Genomic DNA, 24719 nt, shown 5'->3' with positions numbered 1-24719 from the left:
ATAAGTTGAGGATTGATAGAATGGAGTGGTATTCTATTTTCAAAATAAAATAACAGAACGTGCTTTTAGTGTTAGGAGGAGTAAAAGAATGAATAAACCCCATTTAGTGGCACCTGAAGATTTCAATATTGTCTCTGAGATTGAGAAGTACGCAAAAGATAAATCAAAAGTTGCGATCATCTTTGAAGATAATGCAGGTGGAACAACAGAAGTAACTTATGATGAATTAATTCGCAGCGCAAATCGCATTGGTAATTTATTTAAACAACATGGTTTGCGTAAAGGCGATATATTACTCATTAAAATGGAACGCAGTATTGAAACATATGAAGTTTATATTGCGGCATTGAAATTAGGTGTCGCTTTAATCCCAGCATCTGAAATGTTAAGAACGAAAGACTTGCAGTACCGTATTACACACGGTGAAGTCGATGCAGTCTTGTCTATTGCGTCAGGGGCAGATGAATTTGAAGGCGTAAAAGAATATGATGACTTAACAAAATTTATTATTGGGGATACTAAAGAAGATTGGATTAATGTCGAAGAAGGCAAAAAAGAAATGAGTGAGGAATTAGACATCACACCGACAAAACGTGATGACGTCGCTTTCTTACCTTATACATCAGGTACAACAGGCAATCCTAAAGCTGTTGTACACTCACATGGCTGGGGTTATGCACATATGCAGATGGCACCGAAACATTGGTTGAACATCAGTGAAGGTGACATTGTATGGGCCACTGCCGCACCTGGTTGGCAAAAATGGGTATGGAGTCCATTCCTATCTACAATGACATCCGGCGCAACAGCCTTTGTGTTTAATGGTCGCTTCAACGGCACAGTCTATTTAGAATTACTCGAAAAATACAAAATCAACGTACTTTGCTGTACGCCGACTGAGTACCGTATTATGGCCAAGCTCCAAGATTTAGGTAGTTATGACCTATCTCATCTTCATGACGCTGTATCAGCCGGAGAACCTTTAAACCAAGAAGTTGTTGAGAAATTCCAAGATACTTTCGATATCACAGTACGTGACGGTTACGGTCAAACAGAAAGTACTTTAGTGATCGGTTTATTAAAAGATGTTAAAGGTAAACCTGGTTCTATGGGTAAAGCTATCCCTGGCAGTGAAGTCACTATTATTGACGATGAAGGTAACTTAGCTGAAGTCGGAGAAGTCGGCAATATCGCTGTTCCAGTCGATTTACCTGCATTGTTCAAAGGTTACTTCAAAGAGCCTGAACGTACACAAGAACGTATCGTCGGCAATTATTTCATGTCAGGCGACTTAGCTAAAGTTGATGAAGATGGCTACTTCTGGTTCGAAGGCCGTAAAGACGATATCATTATCAGCTCTGGTTACACAATCGGACCATTCGAAGTGGAAGATTCATTAACGAAACACCCTGCAGTTAAAGAATGTGCAGTGGTCGCAAGCCCACATGAATTACGTGGTAATATCGTAAAAGCTTTCATTATCTTACAAGATGGCTATGAACCAAGTGATGACTTAGTGAAAGAACTTCAAAATTATGTCAAATACGATGTCGCACCTTATAAATATCCACGTGCGATTGAATTCGTTGAAGAATTACCAAAAACTAATTCAGGCAAAATCCGTCGTGTTGAATTACGTGAAGCAGAAATCGAAAAATATAATAAAAAATAAAAGCAATACACCCTACATCCCTGTCATTCGGCGGGGATGTTTTCATGTTATAAGGATGAAGGAAAGAGAAAATATACTTTTTATTTCCTGGGTTATAGCAATCAAAAAATAAAGCCTCTGAAGTGACTTGTGTGTCACTTCAGAGGCTTCTCTATCTCTCTACTATTCAATTAGATTACTAGTGTTCTTTCATATCCTAGTTAAAGCATGATAGTAACTTAGCTCATTTCTTTTTTAACTACCGCTTTAACACGGTCAATATCACCTGAAACGTCTATATCCGGTTTCTTCGTGAATTTAGAAACAATGATTGTTACTAACACACTGGCAATCACACCAGGGATGATTTCATATAAGTTGAAGAAGTCATTTGTTTCACCTAATGGTTTTGCGAAGACAATCCATAGAATTACAACAACTGCACCAGCGATCATACCACTGATAGCACCTGTACGACTTAAACCTTTCCAGTAAAGTGACATTACAACAAGTGGACCGAATGCGGCACCGAAACCTGCCCATGCATTACCTACTAGGTTTAAAATTGTGTCGTTTGGTGACCAAGCAATTGCGATAGAAATAATCGCAACAACTAATACTGATAAACGACCTACTAATAAGAATTCTTTTTGATGTTTCTTCGCAGCTTCTTCACCACGGATTAATTTGTAGAAGTCTTCAGTCAATGAACTTGATGTTACAAGTAATTGAGAAGAAATTGTACTCATAATCGCAGCCAAGATTGCAGCAAGTAAGAAACCGCCGACTAATGGGTGGAATAAAATTTGACTCATTAAAATAAATAATGTTTCTGGGTCTTTTAATTCAACGCCTTTATCTTGAATAAACGCGATACCGATTAAGCCCACGAATACTGCTCCAATTAAGCTGACAGCCATCCAACCGATACCAAAACGACGTGCTGTTCTTAATTGTTTAACAGTTTTAATACTCATGAAACGCACGATGATATGAGGTTGACCGAAGTAACCTAAGCCCCATGCGAAGAATGAGATAATTCCGACAATTGTTGTCCCTTTGAATAAATCTAAGTTTGTCGGTTTTAAATCTGTTACTGTATTGAATGTGTCTAATCCATTTAATTTAAGTAATGCGACAATCGGAACCATAATCATCGCAATCAGCATAATCACACCTTGGAAGAAGTCAGTCAGTGATACTGCTAAGTATCCACCAAAGAATGTATACGCGATAACGATAACTGAAATTAAGATTAATCCTAAACGATAATCCAATCCGAATGCACTGTCGAAGAGTTTACCGCCTGATACCATACCCGCATGTGTGTATAAGGTAAAGAATACGACGATAATGCCTCCTGAAATAATTTTAATCAAGTTAGAATGGTCAGCAAGACGATTCTTGAAGAAGTCTGGCAACGTAATTGCATCACCAGCTTGTTCTGTATATACACGTAATCTCGGTGCTACTACGAAGTAGTTGATATATGCACCAAGTGTTAAACCAATCGCAAGCCACGCAGCTGAAAGTCCAGTAGTATAGACCTCACCGGGTAGTCCCATGATCATCCAACCACTCATGTCGGATGCCCCTGCAGAGAGTGCCGTTACGTATGGCCCAATGCTACGGCCGCCCAGCATGTATTCACTGACATTTCCTGTTGCTTTCTTATAACCATAGTAGCCGATGACTAATAAGATTAAGAAATACAAAGCAATCATGATATACGTTTGCCAGTCTGGGTGTACCTGTTGTCTCAGTGTTGCTCCTAAAGTAAACATGTCTAAAATAAACATCCTTTCAAATTATTTGGAATAAAATGTACGGATCGTTCTTAGGCATAGCAATGACAAGGTTCAGAATCTAAATCAAAGTTACAAAGCCAAGATGACTTTGAATAACTCCCCATTCACCCTGAAATCTTATTTTAATTAACTCATTGCGCACAACTTCTAAAAGTATGTCCCCACATACTTACCCCTAATGAAGTACTTAACCTATTCAAAAAAGCAGCTAAAACAATTCTCCCAAGTTTCGTAAGCAAATGCCTTTGTTTATGTAACGTTGTATCAAATAGTATTTATACCGCTTTTTTTAACTAAGATATTTTCATATACCCTACTTTTTAGATTAAGAACATTTGAGTTAACTAAAATATTAACCTGAAATCCTTTATCCCTTGCAAAAAATTGCTTTTAACTTTTTAGCAAAGATGTTTCTTAGCTTAACACAATGATATTTTTACGCAAATTTAAGTCGGCAAAAAAGCCACTTTCTCGCCCATTTTAGACATTTTTTTATCTGCGTTCGTCACTTAAATACCAACGGTTACAGCGAAATCTAAAAAAAATTTCAAAAATTTTTCGTTTGACAGCGTTTTCTAGTTGTAATCAAATTCTAATATAATTTATTTATCCTTCTAAAACCCCCTCATTTCAACCCTTAACAAACTTAAAGTAATTGTAATATTCAGAATTCTAATTGAAAATATTTTACACTGTGGTAATATATAACCGGATTACACAAATACTGTCATTGAGCATTGCACAGTAATAGATGGTTACTTACTATCTCAAAAGTAACTCAACATCTTTTATGACAGTATCATGTGTTGTAGTACCTAAAATAGATGAACTTCTAAAACTGAAAGGAGCATTATTATTATGCGCACAGCCAAAAGTATAGGCGACACCAGAACAGAATCAGACGCATCAAATAATAACAGAGATTTAATTTTAGGAAAGACAAGAGACACATTAAAGCACTGTGATCAAGATATAGTTAAACTACTTAGCCAAAGTCAACTACATTTAGAAGCCATCCGAGAGTTTATCAATCATACAGCAACAGCTGTTCAGGCATTAACAAAAAATAAGCGTGTTAAAACAGGCATCATTGTTACAGAAGGTATCCAAAAAATTTTAAAAACTACTTGCGACATTCAACCAGAGTTATTTAACACAAAGCTACAACAATCAATCCCTCTCATACAACGTCACTTAAGAAGAGAAGTTTCAGAACATATTAACTATGAAGGCAAGATTCTTAATGGTCTTGATTTCGATGAAGTAGAAGACATTATACGTAACTTTAAAACTGAAGGCGTAGAAGCGATTGTGATTTCATTTTTACACAGCTATCAAAATAATGATCATGAACGCGCAACAAAATACTATATCAATAAATATCATCCAGAATTTACTGTCACATATTCTACTGAATCAATTGAATACCTTCATACAACTTAAGCAAAAGCATTTGAAACTTATTTAGTCTACACATCTACTTTACTCTATTAGAGTATTAATCAAATGAAATATATAAATGGTATAGGAAAACCATGTTTCATCTCAGTTATGAAATATGGTTTTCTTATGCTTATTCCAACTGGAATCTACACAATTCCAACAATGTGCTGCCAAGAAATTTTAGACATCCCTTCTACTCACCTCAGACAAACCTCAGTCTGTCTCTTATCTATCCAATACCACTATGAAATCCATACTTATGTATAAAAAAGCAGTACCTCCTACTTTAAGGAAGCACTGTTTTATTGTGTTATTGCTTATTTTTCATTTAATTTCAAAGTATCCGCTGATGCTTTACGTACTTTGTTTAATAACTTCGTATCCTCAATTAATGATTCGCCATAAGATGGAATCATTTCTTTTAATTTGCCTGACCATTGTTCTAGGTAGTCAGGGAAGTTTTGTTCAATGATTTCTAATGCGACTGATACTGAAGTTGAAGCCCCTGGTGATTCACCTAACATTGCGACTACAGTGTGGTCTTTAGAGTGAACGACTTCTGTACCGAATTGGATAAAGCCGCGACCATGTTCTTGTGTATCTTTGATTACTTGAACACGTTTACCTGCAATGTGTAAATCCCAATCTTCGTCTTTCGCATCTGGTACGAAACGACGTAATTCTTTCATACGGTCTTCTTTTTTCATCAACATTTGTTGGATTGAATATTTAACAAGTGATAAGTTTTTAACCCCAGCAGCTGCCATTGTTAATAAGTTATCACGATTCAATGAACGGAATAAGTCTAAGTTTGAACCGTGTTTCAAGAATTTAGGTCCGATTGCTGCGAATGGTCCGAATAATAAACTTTCTTTTCCACGCACATAACGACGGTCTAAATGTGGTACCGTCATTGGTGGTGTGCCTGGCGGCTCTTTACCGTAAACTTTCGCATCGTGTTGTTGTACGATTTCCGGTTTGTTACATACTAAGAATGCACCACTGATTGGGAAACCGCCTAAGTTTTTACTTTCTTCAATACGTGTTTTTTGAAGTAATGGGATTGCGGCACCACCAGCACCGATAAAGATATAGTCTGCCACATGTGTTTCAACATTGTCAGTATCTAAGTTACGCACTTCTACTTCCCATTTCTTATCAGCACGTTGTTGGAAGCCAACTACTTCGTGACGATAGAAAAGTTCTGCATTATCATGTGTTTCTAAGTTTGAAGCTAATTTACGTGTTAACTCACCAAAGTTAACGTCTGTTCCTTTATCAATCTTACTTGCCGCAATCGCTAAGTGTGGAGAACGACCTTCCATCATTAAAGGCATCCATTGCGCAAGTTTATCACGATCTTCAGTGTACTCAATGTCAGAGAACATCGGTAAATTTTTCAATGCTTCATAACGTTTCTTCAAGAATTGAACGTTTTTAATACCTTGAACGAAACTGATGTGTGGTAATGGCGTGATGAACTCACGTGGGTTTTCAATCGCATTCGTTTTCACTAAATGTGACCAGAACTGTTTTGAAATCTCAAACTGTTCATTAATTTCTTTCGCTTTTTCCACATCAATTGAACCATCTGGTTGTTCAACCGTATAGTTCAACTCACATAATGCTGCATGCCCAGTGCCAGCATTACTTGTATCATAAGAACTTTCCAACCCAGGACCATCTAAGCGTTCAAATAACTTGATGTTCCAGTCAGGTTGAATTTCTTTTAAAAATGAACCAAAAGTGGTGCTTAATACCCCTGCACCAATCAAAATAACGTTTTTTGATTCTGCTTGACTCATTTCTTAACCACCTTCCTCAAATTAAATGTCCGGTCATCTGATGACTTAAGACGTAATGATTTACTTATTTATCTTAAACTATCTCACACAAAAACTAAAACATTATGTTTATGAATTATTTGCTTAAAACGAATAAGCGTAACTTGTTACACTTTTATGATAAGTGATATTCATTCTCACTGTCAACACGCAATATAACGCACTTAACAATTAGGAATGAAATCACATCACTTACGATATAATGCACTGTCTTTTAATAACGTATGATAGACTGAAATTATGAACTCTAAAATGAGGAGAGGAGTCACATCATGTCTAAACAAAATGACGATTATATTTACTACACCGATGAATCAACCAACCCTGAACATTACATAACACCTAACGAAACACATGAACCAAACAGAAAAAAATCAAAGCGATCTCATCCTGACAACATACGTCCAAAAGGCAGACGTTGGCTCAACATTATCTTATGGATTATCTTTATGTTTTTATGTACGACACCAACACTTGTCGCAATGTTTTTAATCGGATTTGTCGCTATGAATCCCCATGGTAATCCGCTCGCATTCGCAGGTATTATTGTAGGCTACGTCATTTGGTCAGCACTTGTTATCTGGTTGCTCGTCTGGTATTACCGTAAAAAAGGTTATGAAAGTTTAAAACCCCTTGGATTTGTAGACATTGCCTGGAATATTCTATATTTCATCGCCACACGTATTTGGACTGCACTATGTGTTGTCGTCATGGCAGTGGTTTTTGGTGAACAAGGTTCAGAAAATGATGAATTACTGTTAAAACAAGTTCAACATCTACAGGACTTCACAAATCCGATGATTGTGATTGCACTCATCTTATTCGTGTTCCATCTGACATTTGTCGGACCATTTTTAGAAGAAATTACCTTCAGAGGTATTTTCAAAGAAACGATTTTCTCTAGATTCTCATTCTGGTTGCCGATGCTGATTTCTTCAGCTATTTTTTCAATCAACCATGCCAGCACCAACATCGTAGGTTTCTTACTTTATATGGGAATGGGTGCTTGTTTCTATCTTGCTTATCAACGCCGTCGCAATCTTTGGGACAGCTATATGGTCCATGCGTTAAATAACGGAACCGCAAGTATCGCGATTATTATCGGTTTATTATTAATGTAGTGAGCTATGATTGATTTAAATATTCTATATGTATACACAAAAGGAGCACCTTAATGGTTGCTCCTTTTGTTATTGAGTTATCTATCAATTAATCTTCTACTTTAATCACGATCTTACCTTTCGCATGACCTTGTTCTGAATAATCGAGTGCACGTTGCGTATCATGGAATGGATAGACCTTATCAATGACAGGTTTGATTTCGCCTTCTTCAATAAGGTTCGTAATTGTACGTAATTGCGCATCACTCGGATGCATTAAGAAGAATTCATAATACACATGGTGTGCTTTCGCAAGCTTACGAACATGACGAGACAAATACCAAATACCTGCACGTTTTGCTAAATTTAAATGCCAAGTATCTGCGAATTTCATAGTCGGCGGTCCGACTAATGATGCGATAGAGCCACCTGGTTTTAATATCGTAAAGGCTTTTTCTAAGTTTTTGCCACCTAACGTATCAAAGACCCCATCATAATTAGATAAGACATCCCAGAAATTTTGTTGTTTATAATTAATAATTTCATCTGCGCCGAGTGATCGAACTAAGGATTCACCTTTTTCACTGACAGTCGTCGCGACATGTAAGCCCATCACACGGCCTAATTGAATCGCAAAGGTACCAATACCGCCTGAACCCGCTTCAACCAACACTTTATCTCCTGCTTTAAGATGCATGATTTCATGGAAAGCCTGATAGCTCGTTAACCCGACTAGCGGAATACTCGCCGCTTCCACAAAATCTAAGTTCTTCGGCATCAACGCAATATCATACTGATTAATCGCAAAATACTGCGCAAATGTCCCCATATTATTTTTGCCAGGTCGGCCGTATACCTTATCTCCAACTTTAAAGTTTCTAACGTCTTTCCCTACTTTCTCCACAACGCCTGCTAAATCATTGCCGAGTACTAGCGGGAATTTATGTTTAACCACTGCCTTTAAATCACCATCACGTGTTTTAAAATCTACTGGATTCACACTGGCAGCTTTCACACGTACTAGGACCTCTTCTGGACCAGGCTCTGGTACGGGTAAATCAATCATCTCAACAGGTTGTTTCCCATACTTTCGAACAGCCATAGCCTTCATTGTTTCTGACATATTTTCCAACTCCTTCGTACTTATAACGTTTATCTCTTACATGAATGTTACCCTTCTATACCCGCCTCCCCACGTTGACTATGCATTGAGCGTAAATAAAAGCACCGCTTCACTCTCTATCGTGTAGCGGTGCTTAACCTTACGTTATTCATTTAACGTTGTTTCAATGTTTGTTCAATGGCTTGAAGTTTATCTACAAACTGCACAATTTCCTCAGTACTGAAATGTCCTTTTAAACATTCACTGACAATCCATGCCATTTTTTCTTTGACTTCTTCTAAAAATTGAATGCCCTCATCAGTCATTTCCATTAATTTAATACGCTTATTATCTGAAGCTGCTTGTCGTACCAGCCCCATTTTTTCTAGTTTATGAATACGTTTAGAAGCTGCAGTTTTAAAGATATCTTGTAAGTCAGCAAGTTCATTAATCGTTAATCTGCGATGAGAACGGATCATAATTAAAGCTTCTAATTGCTCTCGTGAAATCATATGTTTCAATCCTGTTTCTTGAAGCATATCTGAAATGTATTTATTGATATTCATTAAACTCAAATCAAATCTAGTTAATGCTTCTTTCATTTCGTCATTCATGATTGTCCCTCCAACTTATTGCGCTTCACTCACATTTTATCATTAGTTGAATTTCATTTGGAATAGTGGTTTGCCACGTTTGTTAAACCAGATTAATACTAGATATTGAATCAACATCGCACCTAACGCAATACCAGTAAGGATTGCGGCTACAAAACCGAAAGTAAAGTGGCCTGCATTCGTAAAGATGGCTTCACGGAAACCTTGAATCGCGTAAGACATCGGTGAGAATGGGTGGATGAAACGGAAGAATGCGGCTGACATTTCAATCGGGAACATTCCTTCACTTGAGCTTAATTGCAGTACTAACAATAACATCGCTAAGAATAAACCGACACGATCTAATAATAATACGAGTAAAGAAGTTACTGCGATTGCCGCAATTGCCCATAAGAACATGACTGTTAAGAACTTACCTATGTTTTCAATATCTAAACCGAGTCCGAATTTCACCCATAGACTTAACATGATGGCACTGAATGAACCTTGTAAGACATATAAGAACACTTTACCTAACCATTGTTTCCATGGTGCGACATCTTGACATAATGTTTTAGTTAATGGATAAATTGCCGCAAAAGATACAGCACCTACAAATAAACCTACACTTGCCATATAAGGTAAAACTGTTTCGCCATAGTAATCTGCTTTAGTGATATTGTTTTCTGTTACTTTCTCAATATCATTCAATGCTTGTTCATTTTCATTTTCAAAATGGACATTCGTTTGTTTTTCTACTGCTTGATCAATTTTTTGTTTAAGCTGTTCATTATTTTGTTGAAGCTGTTGTATGCCTTGTGTCACTTGTTCATTACCTTGAACTAACTGTTCACCTTGTGCACCTGCCATAGGTGCCATTTGTTTTAAACCTGCAGTCACCTGTTCATTACCATTAATTAATTGCCCTTCTGCTTGAGACATTTGTCCTAAAGCCTTCGATGTATCTGTATAACCTTGTTTAGATTGTTTATTAGCCGCAAATAATTCATCTAAGTATTCTGCACGCACTGTATTGCGAATCGATTTGGTTACAGTATCAATCGCTTTTTGTGCCGCTTGACTGCCTGTATAACTTGAACCTGGGTTCACTTGTGTTTCTAACTCAATTTTCTTTGGATTTTTATTTAATAATGTTGTTGCATTTTTAGATGCATCTTCTGGAATAATAATTGTTCCGATAGCTTTGCCGTTCTTTAATTGTTTTTTCGCTGTGTCTTTAGATACTTCTTGGAAATCGAATTTTTTATTATCTTTAAGTTTCGATACGACTTCGTCTCCAATATTGATTTTCTTGCCTTGAAGTGTTGCTGCTTTATCTTCATTAACAATAGATATTTTCAATTGGTCTGTCTTATCATATGGATCCCAAATTGACCCCACAAATAATGCTACATAAATCAGAGGTAATAAGCCTATCGCAATCAACGCAACAATTAACATCTTATTATTTTTGATAAATTTTAACTCATTAAACATAAGTAACTCCTTCTCCTTTATAGTACACCCCATGTACTATGATACTTTTTAAAACGTAAAAGCTTGATACCCCAACACTTTTACGCATTTATTTTCCATTATTGATTTGTTATTTTAAATAGTACACCCTATGTACGTTTTCTAATATTAAACCTATTGTTGATGATTGTCAACAATAAAATACACATTTTTTCTCTTTTTCTTTTCACTCTTAAATATACAAGCTTTCATAATGTTTACTTAAATCGACTTCATTTCAAATGACTCAAACAAGGTAGATGATTCATTACACACTCGCTTCAATTATTTAATCATATTTTAATAATTTTATGTTATTCTAATTTTAAAGTTAATCACTCATATAAAGAGAGAGGTGCTGATTGAATATGAAGAAACGCTATGTCATCGTTCAATATCTATTAATCATACTGACAGGAATATTGTTACTTAATAGCTTGTTTAATCCTGATCAGATAATAAAAAGTTATATCAATATCGTTCTTTTTATTTGTGTAATGTTATTAGCATTGATTGCTTGGATAGTCGGACGTTTTAAACACCCTAAGCAATGAACGCTATAGTATTAACTACCAAAAATGAAGTTGATTTTTTTGAAGAAAAAAGAACGTCTAACTATTTAGACGTTCTTCCCTAATTCTAATCTATGTGCCGCATCTTGTGCGAGTGCTTTTAAATAACGAAATGGATGTGCAAGTGCTTCTGCTTTACTGATTGAAGCATGGTCGTTTGGTGGTCTGTCATCTAGGCCAGTCACACTGAAGACGTGATCAATCCCATGTGTTTTAACAGCTTCATAGCCTTCTCCAGTTACGCCGCATAACGCAATAACAGGTATGTTAAATTGTTGAGCTGTTTTCGCAACACCAATCGGCGTTTTCCCATAAATTGTCTGTCGATCGATTTTACCTTCGCCGGTAATACAAATATCAGCATCTTTCAGACGTGCTTTTAACTGTGTTTCATGTAAAACAATATCGATACCTCGAGAAAGTTCTGCAGCTAAAAAAGCAACTAACGCAATACCCGTACCACCTGCAGCCCCTGCTCCTGGCACATTAGAATAATCATGTTGAAACGTTTCTGTTAACACTTGATTGTAATGTGTTAAAGCTTGTTCGAGTTGTTCAATATCTTTTGGTGAAGCGCCTTTTTGTTTAGCGTACGTATGAGTAGCACCTGTGGGTCCAAGTAATGGGTTATCAACATCACAGACTACTTCAAAAGTTACGTTTTTCAGCCGTTTGTCTAACTTAGAAATATTAATTTGCGCAAGGTTGATTAGAGCGGCACCACCTTCAGGTAAGTTGTCACCTTTCTCATCAAGGAATTTTACGCCAAGTGCTTTCATCATACCTGTTCCGCCATCATTGGTCGCACTTCCGCCAATACCGAGGATAATTTTTTGTGCACCTTGATTTAGTGCGCTTAAAATCAATTGCCCTGTACCGTATGTAGAAGTCACAAGCGGATTACGATGTTTGAGTTCGATTGTTTCTAAACCAGAAGCTTCTGCGAGTTCAATAATAGCCGTTTTACTTTGTTCAACATATGAATATTGTGCATCAATAATTCGGCCTAAAGCGTCTGTCGCTTTTACAGGTTTCATGGTTCCGCCTAAGGCATCATGGAGCGACTGCATCGTCCCTTCACCGCCATCAGCCATCGGTACTTTGTCATAGATGACCGTTTCAGGCAAGACTTCCTGTAGTCCTAATTCTATGGCTTGTGCCGCTTCAGCCGCTGTTAAAGTTTCTTTAAATGAATCTGGTGCAATCACAATTTTTCGTACCATTCCATGATGCCTCCTTCTTTTTTCATCTTCATTATAGCGACATTTACAATATGCATAAAGGATGAGTTATACCTGACACAACTTTTATTGCCAACGCATACGGGTAAATATAAAAAAAGAGGTGAATACTATGGATAGACAAGTTGTCTTAAAAAAGATTAAAGATATTATGAAAGCATCACGTATTGGTGTACTTTCAACTTCCTATGACAATAAGCCAGATAGCCGATATATGATTTTCTATGACCAAGAATTTGATTTATATACGAAAACTAGTACAGACTCAGTAAAGATTGAAGAAATCGAACAAAATCCTGTTGCGCATATTTTATTAGGCTATGATGATACGAAAAACCATAGTTTCTTAGAAATCTATGCAGACTTAGAAGTCACTGAAGATCCAGATGTATTAGATTGGATTTGGGACGAACAAGATAAATCGTTCTTTGATTCTAAAGAAGACCCTAAACTTTGTGTCATTAGAGCTATTCCAAGATCTATTAAATTAATGAATAGCGATTCAGAAGATGGACCGCAATATGTAGAATTTAATTAAGCTATAAACATGACAAAACCAGCATGCCTGTTTGAAACATCACATGCTGGTTTTGTTTATAGTTTATTGTTTTAAGTTTAAAGTTATTTGTATGATTTCATGACACGACGGTAAATTTGACCTTTTTTCAAGCGACTGACATATGCACGTTGGTGCAATGAATAATGCTTTTTACGTACAACTTCAAGGATTTCACGATACGCTTGAGCTGCAACTTCAATAATGGGGCGTGCATCTTCGTGGAAGTAATCTAAATGACTTAATGCATTATGATACATAGCATCCGCATCTTTGGCGTAACTTTCCCATAAATCAATATAATTTTGTGTCACACCGTCTTCATATACTGCTTTTAAATCAACATTATATTCTTTTAAGCGATTTGCGCTTAAATAGATACGGTTATTTTCAAAGTCTTCACCGACATCACGTAAAATATTTGTGATTTGTAGGGCTTTACCAAGTTCTATACCGATTTTATCTGCTGTCTCATAATATTGTTCATAAGCAAGTACAGGTGTCAGTAATTCACCAATCGTACCTGCCACGCCGTAACAATAGGCTTCTAGCTCTTCATCTGTTTCTAATGCTGTCATAGTCAAATCGCTTTCCACGTAATCCATTAATGTTTTAAAGGCATGTAATGGAACAGGATAAGATTTTAGTGTATGACGAAACGCGCGCATCACAGATGCGTTACTATTAAAGTTCACATTTTCAGAATCTCCATCGTAGATGTGTTCTAAATCTTCACGAATCGCATCTAAGCGTTTTGGATCTTCATATTCATCTATACTGTCATCTATCATACGACATACTGCATAAATCGCCCAAACTGCTTTACGCTCTTGTTCAGGCAGACTATTAAACGCATAAGAGAAGGTCTTTGAGTACTCTTCCATTATCTTTCTGCAGTATTCGTAATCATCATTTATTAATTGTTCCATAACATTTCACACCTTGCTGTCATTATTCCTACTAGAGTCAATTACCCTCTATTTGAAATTTTAATAATAAGTTAAGTTATTCAGTTAACCAAATCTGATTTAATTTGAAACTTGTGTTACATGTTAAGCGAAAATCAGATAAAAGTCATTTAATAACCTACCACTTTTCTCAAATTTTTTAATACTTCTGATTTTCTGTCATGCATTCTTCAAAATTGAAGAATTTAATAAGTACTTACTTTGATATTTAATCGCAAGTGTATAGATAAATGACAAGAGCTCCTCACATGTTGTTTTCCCTGATTCGAAGTCCGCTTTCAATGTTTGGTGTCGATTTTTTTCAGTATCATCCGCTTCTTTCTTAAAATAGCCCCACATATGATCAAACGTATTAATGACGGCACCTTTAGACGGAGGGAGGGCTAATGCTTCATCAATCAAGCGTTGTAATACCTCACCTTCTACATTATCTTTCATGACTGATCTGATTTGGTTATAGTGTGCTTGGCTATGCCACATGACTTCATATTTATATTCACGCCATAATTTCTCTTTCTCGTGTTGATTCAAGGACACTTCCTCCTCATGTTTTAACTTTGAACAGAGTTAGTATTCCCTAATAGCCGACAAGCAATGCGATGGACATGGCAATTGCACAAATAATAACCCACAGCAGAATCAATTTCCAAGCGAATTTCAACCACTGTACGTATGAAATTTTCGCAACTGCGAGTGCACCCATTAAAATGGCAGAAGTCGGAAACAGCACATTGCTGATGGAATCACCATATTGGAAAGCAAGCACTGTAAGTTGACGATTAATATCCAGCAAGTCTGAAATCGGCACCATCAAAGGCATTGTAGTCAAGGCTTGTCCTGAACCAGATGGAATGAAGAAGTTAAGGAAAAATTGGAAGATAAACATCACAATAATCACAATAGACGATGGAACATCATTGAGTAGTGTAGTCATTCCATGAATAATAGAATCAATAATTTTACCTTGTTCTAAAATAACGACAATGCCTTTCGCAAAACCAACAATCATTGCGCCAAATAAAATGTCTTTCATTCCTTCAATAAAAGCATCAAAGGTACCATTCATACCTAAGTCACTGACAAACCCTGCAAGCAAACCTGCCAAAACAAAGTTTGCGCTCATTTGATTAAAAGACCATTCATAACGAAAGATACCATAGACGTTAAACACAATAGTTAACGCAATAATACTTAATGCGAAGGCTTGACGTTTGGTAAAGCGTTCATATTCTATAGCCTTATGACTTTGACCTTCTTCTTGTTCTAAAGCATAAACGACACTTTTCTTTGGATTACGTTTCACTTTTCTAGCATAAAACATTACCGACCCGATTGCTGCGGCTAGAATGAATATATAAATGATGGAACGTAACCCCCAACCTGAGAACATGGGAAGTTCAGCAACGGTTTGCGCAACACCGACTGTAAATGGATTCAACATACCTCCAATAAATCCACTTGCAGCACCTAAAATCACCATCGCGGCCCCTGTCATCGCATCATAACCTAGTGTTCTCGCAATGATTACACCAATCGGCACAAAGATAATGGTTTCTTCTGCTAAACCAATTGAAAAGCCTAAAATAGAGAACACAATCATAGTTAATGGAATCATTAAGATGCGCGAAGAACCTAATGTTTTAATCGCTTGGTTAATCCCATTTTCAAATGCGCCTGTTCTATGTACAATGCCGAAAGCACCACCGACTAAAAAGATATAAAAGTCTATTTCTCCCCCTGTCAGTAAACCTTCAGGTACTGCACGGAATAAATCTAAAAATGACACCCCGTGTTGTTCAATACTATGATATGAACCTGGGACTACTAACGTTTGTCCCCCTTTATCTACGCGTTTATATTCCCCTGCTGGAATAATATACGTCAAGACGCAAGCAATGGCGATAATCATCATTAACAATGCATACGTATGAGGTGTTTTTAACTGGAATTTTGAAGATGAATCTTTTGAATTTTCCTTTGTATTTTCTGTCATACACATTCCTCTTTCCCACTATTAATTATCTGAATTTTCTTATTTTATATAGTATAGCCTGTTTCTGAATCATTAGTCGGGAAAATTTAGTTTTGTTGTGTATTTGAAGTAAATAGAAACATAATGAAAAAGCTGACCGGTTATACTTTCGGTCAGCTTTCAATTCATCATGATTCAATTATGAAGAAGGTTTATCTTCTTCGTGTGGTGCATTCGCGGCTGCTTTTGCTTCAACACGTTGTGCTTCTTCTTCAGCTGTTACTTCTCGATGTTCTTGTTGTTGTTCAAGTGCTTTAACATCTTGTGGTTGTTGATTTTCAGTTTCTTGAGTTTTAGCCGCTTGTTCTTCTTTAGCTTTCGCTTCTTGTTGTTTTTGTGCTTCCCATCTAGCTTCTTTTTCTTGTTTTTTCAATTTACGTTTCTTTTCTTCACGCACAGAGAAGACAATGAAAATAATGGCTAATAAAGGGAATGACATACCTAACCAGAACATATAACTCACTCCAATTCTGTAGGGAGACCCTGTTATTTGTATTCTTGTTTATCATAACATGTATGCTGTTATTTTTTCACTAAATCCTTTCTCATTGCCCTTCCTTGACTTACTTCTAGAAAGTCGATAGATTAAGGTTAATGACAAATATAAATGCACTAGGGGCGTTTTATAACTGAGATGAAGCATGGCTTCAGACCCTTTGAACCTGATCTAGCTGAAACTAGCGTAGGAAAGTGTGAGTATTTAACTAAGAAAGTATGGCTAAGAATGTCTGAGTCTATACTTTAAACTCGCTCTGATACGCACAGCTCTAGATAGGTTGTGTGTTTTTTTATGTCTTAATTCAACTAAAGGGGCGATTTAAATGGCAAGAACAATTTTAGTAACAGGCGGCGGACGTGGCTTAGGTGCTGTAATCAGCCGTACATTAGGTGAACAAGGTTTTAACGTTATTATTAACTACAACCAAAGTAAGGAAGCTGCAGAAGCATTGGCTCAAGAAATTGATAATAACCGTGCTGTCGCAATTCAAGCAGATGTTACTGACCGTGATGCAGTAGAACATTTAGTCAAAGAAGGAACAGAAACATTCGGTCGTATTGATGGTGTAGTGAACAACGCATTGATCGGTTTCAAATTTGATCCGACAACACAAAAATCATTTAAAGATATGGACTGGTCAGATTATCAAAATCAAATCGATGGCACATTAAAAGCTGCATTCAACGTTGTACAAAGTGTGGTACCTCAATTTATTGAAAATCAACGTGGCAGTGTTGTATCTATCGGCACAAATTTATACCAAAATCCTGTTGTTCCTTATCATGAATATACAACAGCAAAAGCTGCATTAATTGGTTTCACACGTAACATTGCAGCAGAGCTTGGCCAATATGGTATTAATGCGAATGTTGTTTCAGGCGGATTGCTTAAAACAACGGACGCTAGCTCAGTTACTACACCTGAAGTCTTTGACTTGATTGCGCAAAGTACACCACTACGTAAGGTGACAACACCCCAAGATGTCGCAAACATGGTGGCTTATCTTGTTTCAGAACAAGCAGACGGTATTACAGGCCAAAACATCACTGTTGACGGCGGATTAACAATGAACTAAGTAACAATATTAAACACGAGGTGAATAACATGCCTACGCAGAAAGAAAAACAACTGCACATTGGCGTTTTATTATATGGATGCGGCCATCATCAAGCCGCATGGCTGATGCCTGATTCAAGTGTCGAACGTATCGGCACCATCGAGTATTATCAAGATTTAGCTCAAATCGCAGAACGCGGTTATTTTGACGCGGTGTTTTTCGCGGATAACCAATCCTTCCCCGCAAATAATGACACCACGATGCCTGCGTTCTGGTTTGACCCTATTGTCAATTTAACTGCAATTTCGCAGGTCACAAAACATGTCGGGTTAGTCTCAACGATTTCCAGCACATTTTCTAACCCTTATACGGCTGCACGTCAGCTATTAAGTTTGGACCATATCACTGGCGGTCGTGTCGGTTGGAATTTAGTCACATCTATGACGGATATTGAAGCACAAAATCACAGTATGGAAGGTCTGCCTGATCATACAGCACGATACCAAAAAGCAGATGAATTTGCGGAAGTCATGAATCATCTCTTCGAGTCATGGCAAACCAATGATTTCAAACACGATCGTAAACACAATCAACTGATTGATTCAAAAGCAATAGAACCTTTCAATCATCAAGGAGAACACTTCCAAGTTCGCGGCCCTTTATCTACACCCGCAAGTCCACAAGGTAAACCCGTCGCAATGCAGGCTGGCGCATCTAAACAAGGCGTGGCACTCGCAGTTAAATATGCAGATGCAGTTTACTCTGTTTCTTGGAATATCAAACAAGCAAAACAGTTCAGACAACGCTTAGATGATGAAATCAAACGTACCGGTCAGACTGACCGCAACCTTAAAGTCTTCCCAGGTCTGGTGACTTATGTCGCAGAAACCCATGAAGCAGCTTTAGAGAAAAAAGCGGCGCTTGATAATCAACTACCGATTGAAACAGCGCTAAATCAACTCAGTTTCTTTGTCCAACAAGATTGTCATAGTTGGGATTTAGATGATAAAGTCCCAGACTTACCTCCTGTCTCTGAATTTACTGGGCCTGTAGGTCGTTATGAAACAGTCCTTGAGATTATCAGAGATACAAACCCCACTGTACGAGAGTTATTGGGATATTTAAATGCAGGTGGTGGTCATTTAACATTGATCGGAACACCTGTGGAAATTGTGAATGAAATGGAACATTGGTTCAAAGAAGGTGTGGCAGATGGTTTCAACTTAATGCCTCCTACCTTGCCGGATAGCTTAGATGATTTTGTAAATTTGATTGTTCCAGAATTACAAAAACGCGGACTTTATCGAAAAAACTATACAGGACACACATTTAAAGAACATTTAGGAATTTAAAACAGGGCCATTCGGCTCTGTTTTTTTATGCGAAATGTAAAACATACTTGACATTATTTAAGCGCAGCAGTATTCTAAAAATGTCAAATAAACTTTACATTTCAGGAGGGACATCATGATATTACTAAAAATTATCATCCCTATTGTAACCTTAGTTGCTTTCGCATTTGCTTGGAGAGGCTTCTTAAAAAATTATATGCCTTCAGAAGCAGTAGATGTTCAAACCGAGTCTCATTATGACGAACGTCAAACTAAAATTATTTTAGAAGTACTCGCAAAGACTTTTATCATTACCATTCTTCTCATCACATTTGCCTTTCTAAATCGTACGCTTGGTTTAGTCAGTGCACATAGCTTTATCTCGAAATATCCTGAAGCTGTCTTTTTAGTTATTATAATGGGAAGTTTAGTTTATAATTATGTAATCGTTAAACGAAAGTATCCATAATAGACATAGAGTGATGAGAAAATACACCTACAAAGGGTGAGAGTTATGAAAAACAAAATAAAATTGTATCGCAAACAAAATGAGATGTCTCAAGAAGCACTAAGTAAAAGTGTCAATGTTTCGAGACAAACGATTAATGCGATTGAAAATAATAAGTATGATCCTTCTTTAAGCTTAGCTTTTAAAATCGCTAAACAGTTTAAAGTTACAGTGGATGAATTATTTTCATAATAAAACAGGCCATGAACAAAATTACGAGTTCATGGCCTGTTTAATATGTCATTATTTAAAGACTTTTTGGTATTGGACGTAACCAGAAATATAGTGTTCGATATCATCAATGCGGACACGATAACCATGGTGTTTGATAAAGAACGAACCAAGAATACGTTGTGGGTTTTTAAAGTACATCGCAAGTTCTGGATAGAAGTATCCTGTACGTTGATAATCTGCACGTTTATGAATCGTTGTCATTAAGTCATCTACGTTAATCAATCGATCTACGATTTCCCCAAAACCTTTTTCTCTGGCTTTACGTACAATATGATACGTTGCCATCAACATCTCCATGAATGTTGGGAAAGTTGTAATACGATTCTTAATGTAGTCTAAATAACTAGAAACATTTCTAATTCCAAATTCTATATATTTCGCTTCAGGCGCAATTTGGATTAATTCATTCGTACAATAACCTAACCAATGATCATGGTTCTTCCAGTAACTTTGTGAAATGAATCGTTCAAACATATGACGTACTGTTTCTAACCATTTTTCATTCTGATCAACTTGATAAAGTCGTAATAATCCTAACGCAGCTTCACCATCATAATAAATCACACGGAACTTTTCTTTAACTTCTAGACTAGGATATTGTAAGACATGTACAGTTTCAGCTGTTTCACTGTCAATCATTGAAACCATACCTTCTGCCACTTGTTGTGCAGCTTCTAAATACTTCTGGTTACCTGGTTTTATTTTTAGATACTCACAAATCGCAAAAACAAATGCCGCATTTTGACCTAGTTTAATTTCATTAATATTTTTGGTGTCATCAAATATATGTGCGACTTCTCCTTGCTTGTATAAGTAATTGTCGATTAAGTAATCAATCGCTTTTTCAGCAATAGTGATATCTTTGTTTAAGTAATGTAATCCTTCCATTAGCGCATAAGTTGAAGAAGCATGTCTCAAATTATTATAGAAACTGATTTTCTTATCGAAGTGTGGAAAATAACCATAGATAAATTGACCGCTTGGTTGTAATTCATTCGCAAGATAATCTGTCGAAGTTTCCAACATTTTATCAATTTCTTGTGACAAATCTTCAACATGACGTAATCCTTTTTCACGACCCTCTGCGGCTAGTTCATAAACCTCATGATTTTCAATAAAGTAACCCTTTGTATAAAACTTTTTAATCGGCTTACCCATATAATCTTGATGTCTATAGAACTGTTTATGTTTTGTATATTTCTTCAAATAGTTATTGATATTATCCTCAGATAAGAAGAAAGACTTTTTATCTTTAGTCGGTCTGACAAAGGCATTAATATTAATTTCTTCTGCCATGAAAGTTAAATTCCAATTCTTATCATAAGCAATTCCGTAATCAATATAGTTTCGACGTGTCTCTTCTAAATCTCTTTTAACATCTTCAAAGACAACTTCTTTCGTACGATAAACAAAATCAATTTTAACCCACTTAGGATACTTACCAGCTTTCTTTTTAAACTGTTCATATTGTTTCGTAATATCTCTTTTAAGATTACGTGACTGCTTAATCAATTTTACAGAAGCTTTCATATTGGGATTACCTAAACTAACAAACACATAATCTTTACCTAATAGCTGTTGATCTGCTTTTTGTAAAATTTGTTCAATCTCGTTGTTAATTGTCATGTCCAAACCCCTTCTCATTCAGTATGTATAAATGGGCCGGAACAAAGTCCAGCCCACTATTTAAATAGAATTATTGTTCTTTATTTTTCTTACGGCGTCCGAATAATAATGCAGAACCTAGTGCTGCGAATAAGCCACCGAATAATGTAGCTTCTTTATTATTATTCTCTTCACCTGTGTCAGGTAATTCTTTATCGCCATGACCTTCAGCTTGTGCTGGTTGTTCACCATTTGAACCTTGTGTAGTACCTTGTTCTGGAGTGCCAGGGTGTCCTGGTTCATCTGGATTACCTGGTTCATTTGGTTCAACAGGGTAATCTGAATCTGCGTCGGCATCGGCATCGGCATCGGCATCGGCGTCTGCGTCGGCATCGGCATCTGCGTCGGCGTCGGCATCAGCATCGGCATCAGCATCGGCATCGGCGTCGGCATCTGCGTCGGCATCTGCGTCGGCGTCGGCATCCGCGTCTGCGTCTGCGTCTGCATCAGCATCTGCGTCGGCGTCAGCATCGGCATCCGCGTCTGCGTCTGCATCGGCATCCGCGTCTGCGTCTGAATCTGCATCTGCATCAGCATCTGCGTCGGCGTCGGCATCGGCATCGGCATCTGCGTCGGCATCGGCGTCAGCATCAGCGTCGGCATCAGCATCTGCGTCGGCATCAGCATCCGCGTCTGCGTCGGCGTCAGCATCCGCGTCGGCATCGGCATCAGCATCTGCGTCGGCGTCGGCATCAGCGTCTGCGTCTGCATCAGCATCGGCATCAGCGTCTGCGTCTGCATCTGCGTCGGCGTCGGCATCGGCATCAGCATCCGCATCGGCATCTGCGTCAGCATCGGCATCGGCGTCAGCATCCGCGTCTGCGTCTGCATCAGCGTCTGCGTCTGCATCTGCGTCGGCATCGGCATCGGCGTCAGCATCCGCATCGGCATCTGCGTCTGTATCGTCACCGTCTGCTTCACCAGAACCACTATTGTAAACGTTGTAGTTATCCCATGTGTAATAAGTATGGCCTTGGCCATCATTTGTCGCATCTGAAATCATTTCTGATCTTGTTTTGATTTGTTCACGTGAACCATCTTGAGCCACGCTATCTAAAACAATAATATAGCGACTTCCGTTTGAAGTTAAGTCTTGGAAATCTAGTGATAGAACTTCTCCACCATTTTCATCTACTGAATATTGTGGGTTGAAGTTGTAAATCGCATCTGGATTATTTGTAACGTCTACCAAGTTCGGATTGTTTTCATCTACGTAGAAACTTGGGTTCAGTTGTTCACCATTTCTCACTTCGTAAATCTTGAAGTTTGTCACATCTGGATTTAATTGTGCTGAACTTTGAGCTGGTGTGCCGTCAGCTGTATCTGGCCAATAATTGTATAAGTTCACTGTCGCATTATACGATTGTTTACCTTGTGGGTTTACATATACAATTTGTCTATATTCACCAGTGTTTCTATCAGTTGTAGTGATAAAGCTATCTACGTTTGATGGGTATGGTGAATCTGAAGTTCTGTAATTGATATCAATATCAGTACTGTATGTTTCACCAGCTACATTTGTTTCTACTGGGTATGTGCCGTCTGTTGGCGCAGCTTGTCTATCCGCATATAATGGAATTTCAAAATGACCTGTTACATTATCATGATTATTAACATAATCAGAGAATGTGTATGTTAGTGAGTTTGAATCAGGATTAAATGCGCCTGTTGCAACTACTTCAGTACCATTCATCAAGTCAGGAATTTTAGAACTGCTTGGTGTACTGTTTCCGTAGTAGTTCAAGTACTCTGGGAATTGAACATTGAAGTAGTCTCCAGCTTGAACACTGTCAGCAATTGCTAAATCAGCTGACATATATGTTGATTCACTATCGTTCGCTTGAATTGAGTTTGGACCGATTTGAATATTTGAAGCTGTTACGTCTCCATCAACATTGTTGCCAGTCGGTGCTGCTTGCGCTAGTGCAAATGTTTGTGCAGCTCCTTCTTGTGTAGGTTGTTCAGTTGAACGTGTTGCAGTTGTATTTGTTGGTGCTGCAAGTACTTCAGAACTATCTTTTTGATTTGAGTAATCTTGTACTGATTTATTCAAATCTGCTGGATCAGCTGTATTTGAAGTGTCACCTACTGTTGCTGCTGTAGTAGCGTTTGCATCAGATAATTGCGCTGCATTTGGATCATATGCTGGTTGTTCAGCATCTGATACTGGTGCTTGTGCAGTTGTTTGTGCATCTTGTTGTGGTTCAACAGATTGCGCTTGTTGCGTTGTTGTTTCATTAGCTGGTGCTGTTGCATTTTGTGCAGCTGTATCACCAGTTGTTGTTGTTTCATTTGTGCCTGTTGTTGGAGCTTCAACTGGCGCAACAGGTGTTGAAGCATTCAATGCATTTTCCTGTGTTGGTTGTGCATCTTGAGTTGATTGTGATTCTTGTTGTGCTGATGTATTTGTTGTTGATGTTTGCTTATCAACTGTTTGGTCAGTATTTGTTTCAGTTGTTTTCGGCTCAGTCGTAGTTGTGTTTGCTGTATTTGTATCTGTTGTTGTTTGAGCATCAGTTTTTGGTGCTTGTTCTTTAGCTGTTGTATTTTGTTCAGTCGCAGTTGTCTCTGCAGTTGTTTCATTTGTTGGTGTTTTTGTTTCTGTAGTTGCTGGTGCATCTGCTTTTGGTGCAGTTGTCTCTGTCGACTGTTGGGTAGAATTAGTTGGTGCTTGTTCCCCTGCTACAGTTTGCTCTGCTTTTGCATCAGTTGTATTTGTTGCTGATGTATCTTGAGCTGGTGTTTGATCTTGTGTAGCTGTTGTTTCATTTGTCGTTGTGCTTTGTGTTTTTGTTTCAGTTGTCGGAGTTTGTTCTTGTGGTGTTGACTCTGTAGTTGTAGTGACGTTCGTTGTCTCACCGCTTGTAGTATTTTCTGCGGCTTGCGCGTCATTCGCATTCGCAAATAATGTTGCCCCTACAATAACTGAGGCAGCCCCTACAGTGATTTTACGAATTGAATAACGATTACGTTTGTTGAAAAAGTCTTGATTATTCAAGA

The 24719-nt window shown here is 37.6% G+C and carries 20 protein-coding genes and 1 riboswitch; of the genes, 8 read left to right on the top strand and 12 right to left on the bottom strand.

Annotation, left to right across the window (positions count from 1 at the left end; genetic code table 11):
• Nucleotides 1–88: 88 nt before the first annotated feature.
• Nucleotides 89–1672 carry an acyl-CoA synthetase MbcS gene (gene mbcS, locus HMPREF2603_RS10265; protein WP_060804665.1) on the top strand — a complete coding sequence of 528 codons (1584 nt, stop codon included), beginning with the start codon at nucleotides 89–91 and terminating at the stop codon, nucleotides 1670–1672.
• A gap of 218 nt (nucleotides 1673–1890) precedes the next feature.
• Here the strand turns inward: mbcS and putP are convergent, their stop codons facing one another.
• On the bottom strand, nucleotides 1891–3435 hold the full coding sequence (putP, locus tag HMPREF2603_RS10260; RefSeq protein ID WP_002480104.1) for a sodium/proline symporter PutP: 1545 nt from the start codon (nucleotides 3433–3435) through the stop codon (nucleotides 1891–1893).
• A gap of 882 nt (nucleotides 3436–4317) precedes the next feature.
• On the opposite strand from putP, the gene HMPREF2603_RS10255 reads away from it, so the two are divergent.
• A complete protein-coding gene (locus HMPREF2603_RS10255; RefSeq protein ID WP_060804667.1) occupies nucleotides 4318–4902 on the top strand; it encodes a hydantoinase/oxoprolinase N-terminal domain-containing protein in 585 nt (194 codons plus the stop codon).
• A 317-nt stretch (nucleotides 4903–5219) separates the two neighbouring features.
• Here HMPREF2603_RS10255 and mqo read toward each other — a convergent pair whose 3' ends face one another.
• Nucleotides 5220–6707, bottom strand: a complete 1488-nt coding sequence (gene mqo, locus HMPREF2603_RS10250) for a malate dehydrogenase (quinone) (RefSeq protein ID WP_060804668.1) — start codon at nucleotides 6705–6707, stop codon at nucleotides 5220–5222.
• 311 nt (nucleotides 6708–7018) lie between these two features.
• Here mqo and HMPREF2603_RS10245 point away from each other — a divergent pair, with 311 nt between their 5' ends.
• Entirely contained in the window at nucleotides 7019–7867 is an 849-nt protein-coding gene (locus HMPREF2603_RS10245; protein ID WP_060804670.1) for a CPBP family intramembrane glutamic endopeptidase, read from the top strand.
• An 88-nt stretch (nucleotides 7868–7955) separates the two neighbouring features.
• Here HMPREF2603_RS10245 and HMPREF2603_RS10240 read toward each other — a convergent pair whose 3' ends face one another.
• From HMPREF2603_RS10240 to HMPREF2603_RS10220, 4 genes are all read right to left on the bottom strand, one after another.
• Nucleotides 7956–8957 carry an NADP-dependent oxidoreductase gene (locus tag HMPREF2603_RS10240; RefSeq protein ID WP_060804749.1) on the bottom strand — a complete coding sequence of 334 codons (1002 nt, stop codon included), beginning with the start codon at nucleotides 8955–8957 and terminating at the stop codon, nucleotides 7956–7958.
• A gap of 164 nt (nucleotides 8958–9121) precedes the next feature.
• Entirely contained in the window at nucleotides 9122–9562 is a 441-nt protein-coding gene (locus tag HMPREF2603_RS10235) for a MarR family winged helix-turn-helix transcriptional regulator (RefSeq protein ID WP_060804672.1), read from the bottom strand.
• Between the two features lie 42 nt (nucleotides 9563–9604).
• A complete protein-coding gene (locus HMPREF2603_RS10230) occupies nucleotides 9605–11038 on the bottom strand; it encodes a YhgE/Pip family protein (RefSeq protein ID WP_070468898.1) in 1434 nt (477 codons plus the stop codon).
• A gap of 637 nt (nucleotides 11039–11675) precedes the next feature.
• Entirely contained in the window at nucleotides 11676–12851 is a 1176-nt protein-coding gene (locus HMPREF2603_RS10220) for a glycerate kinase (RefSeq protein WP_060804676.1), read from the bottom strand.
• Nucleotides 12852–12981: 130 nt separating this feature from the next.
• On the opposite strand from HMPREF2603_RS10220, the gene HMPREF2603_RS10215 reads away from it, so the two are divergent.
• The gene (locus HMPREF2603_RS10215; RefSeq protein WP_023014741.1) at nucleotides 12982–13407 is read left to right on the top strand and encodes a pyridoxamine 5'-phosphate oxidase family protein; all 426 of its coding nucleotides are present in this window, start codon (nucleotides 12982–12984) and stop codon (nucleotides 13405–13407) included.
• Nucleotides 13408–13490: 83 nt separating this feature from the next.
• On the opposite strand, the gene HMPREF2603_RS10210 is transcribed toward HMPREF2603_RS10215, so the two are convergent.
• The 4 genes from HMPREF2603_RS10210 to HMPREF2603_RS10195 form a co-directional block, all read right to left on the bottom strand.
• Nucleotides 13491–14354: a phytoene/squalene synthase family protein gene (locus HMPREF2603_RS10210; RefSeq protein ID WP_060804678.1), complete on the bottom strand. Its 864-nt coding sequence runs from the start codon at nucleotides 14352–14354 to the stop codon at nucleotides 13491–13493.
• A 198-nt stretch (nucleotides 14355–14552) separates the two neighbouring features.
• Nucleotides 14553–14930, bottom strand: a complete 378-nt coding sequence (locus HMPREF2603_RS10205; protein WP_257243748.1) for a YbgA family protein — start codon at nucleotides 14928–14930, stop codon at nucleotides 14553–14555.
• A 40-nt stretch (nucleotides 14931–14970) separates the two neighbouring features.
• Entirely contained in the window at nucleotides 14971–16386 is a 1416-nt protein-coding gene (locus HMPREF2603_RS10200) for a YfcC family protein (protein WP_060804682.1), read from the bottom strand.
• Nucleotides 16387–16564: 178 nt separating this feature from the next.
• A complete protein-coding gene (locus tag HMPREF2603_RS10195) occupies nucleotides 16565–16879 on the bottom strand; it encodes a hypothetical protein (RefSeq protein ID WP_002480117.1) in 315 nt (104 codons plus the stop codon).
• A 150-nt stretch (nucleotides 16880–17029) separates the two neighbouring features.
• A riboswitch (TPP riboswitch) is annotated at nucleotides 17030–17131 on the top strand.
• A 115-nt stretch (nucleotides 17132–17246) separates the two neighbouring features.
• Here HMPREF2603_RS10195 and HMPREF2603_RS10190 point away from each other — a divergent pair.
• From HMPREF2603_RS10190 to HMPREF2603_RS10175, 4 genes are all read left to right on the top strand, one after another.
• The gene (locus HMPREF2603_RS10190; protein WP_060804684.1) at nucleotides 17247–17999 is read left to right on the top strand and encodes a 3-oxoacyl-ACP reductase; all 753 of its coding nucleotides are present in this window, start codon (nucleotides 17247–17249) and stop codon (nucleotides 17997–17999) included.
• A gap of 29 nt (nucleotides 18000–18028) precedes the next feature.
• The gene (locus HMPREF2603_RS10185) at nucleotides 18029–19333 is read left to right on the top strand and encodes an LLM class flavin-dependent oxidoreductase (RefSeq protein WP_060804687.1); all 1305 of its coding nucleotides are present in this window, start codon (nucleotides 18029–18031) and stop codon (nucleotides 19331–19333) included.
• A gap of 115 nt (nucleotides 19334–19448) precedes the next feature.
• Nucleotides 19449–19781, top strand: coding sequence for a hypothetical protein (locus tag HMPREF2603_RS10180; protein WP_060804689.1), 333 nt, complete (start codon nucleotides 19449–19451; stop codon nucleotides 19779–19781).
• A gap of 45 nt (nucleotides 19782–19826) precedes the next feature.
• Nucleotides 19827–20012 (top strand): helix-turn-helix transcriptional regulator, encoded by a 186-nt coding sequence (locus HMPREF2603_RS10175; protein ID WP_060804692.1) that lies wholly within the window; start codon nucleotides 19827–19829, stop codon nucleotides 20010–20012.
• A 51-nt stretch (nucleotides 20013–20063) separates the two neighbouring features.
• On the opposite strand, the gene HMPREF2603_RS10170 is transcribed toward HMPREF2603_RS10175, so the two are convergent.
• Both HMPREF2603_RS10170 and HMPREF2603_RS10165 read right to left on the bottom strand, forming a co-directional pair.
• Nucleotides 20064–21680 carry a hypothetical protein gene (locus HMPREF2603_RS10170; protein WP_023014747.1) on the bottom strand — a complete coding sequence of 539 codons (1617 nt, stop codon included), beginning with the start codon at nucleotides 21678–21680 and terminating at the stop codon, nucleotides 20064–20066.
• Between the two features lie 70 nt (nucleotides 21681–21750).
• Entirely contained in the window at nucleotides 21751–24717 is a 2967-nt protein-coding gene (locus tag HMPREF2603_RS10165) for a fibrinogen-binding adhesin SdrG C-terminal domain-containing protein (RefSeq protein ID WP_070502099.1), read from the bottom strand.
• Nucleotides 24718–24719: the final 2 nt, after the last annotated feature.

The sequence above is a fragment of the Staphylococcus sp. HMSC055C03 genome, from assembly GCF_001809385.1.
Lineage (GTDB): Bacteria > Bacillota > Bacilli > Staphylococcales > Staphylococcaceae > Staphylococcus > Staphylococcus simulans.
This window is presented reverse-complemented; position numbering and strand designations above follow the sequence as displayed.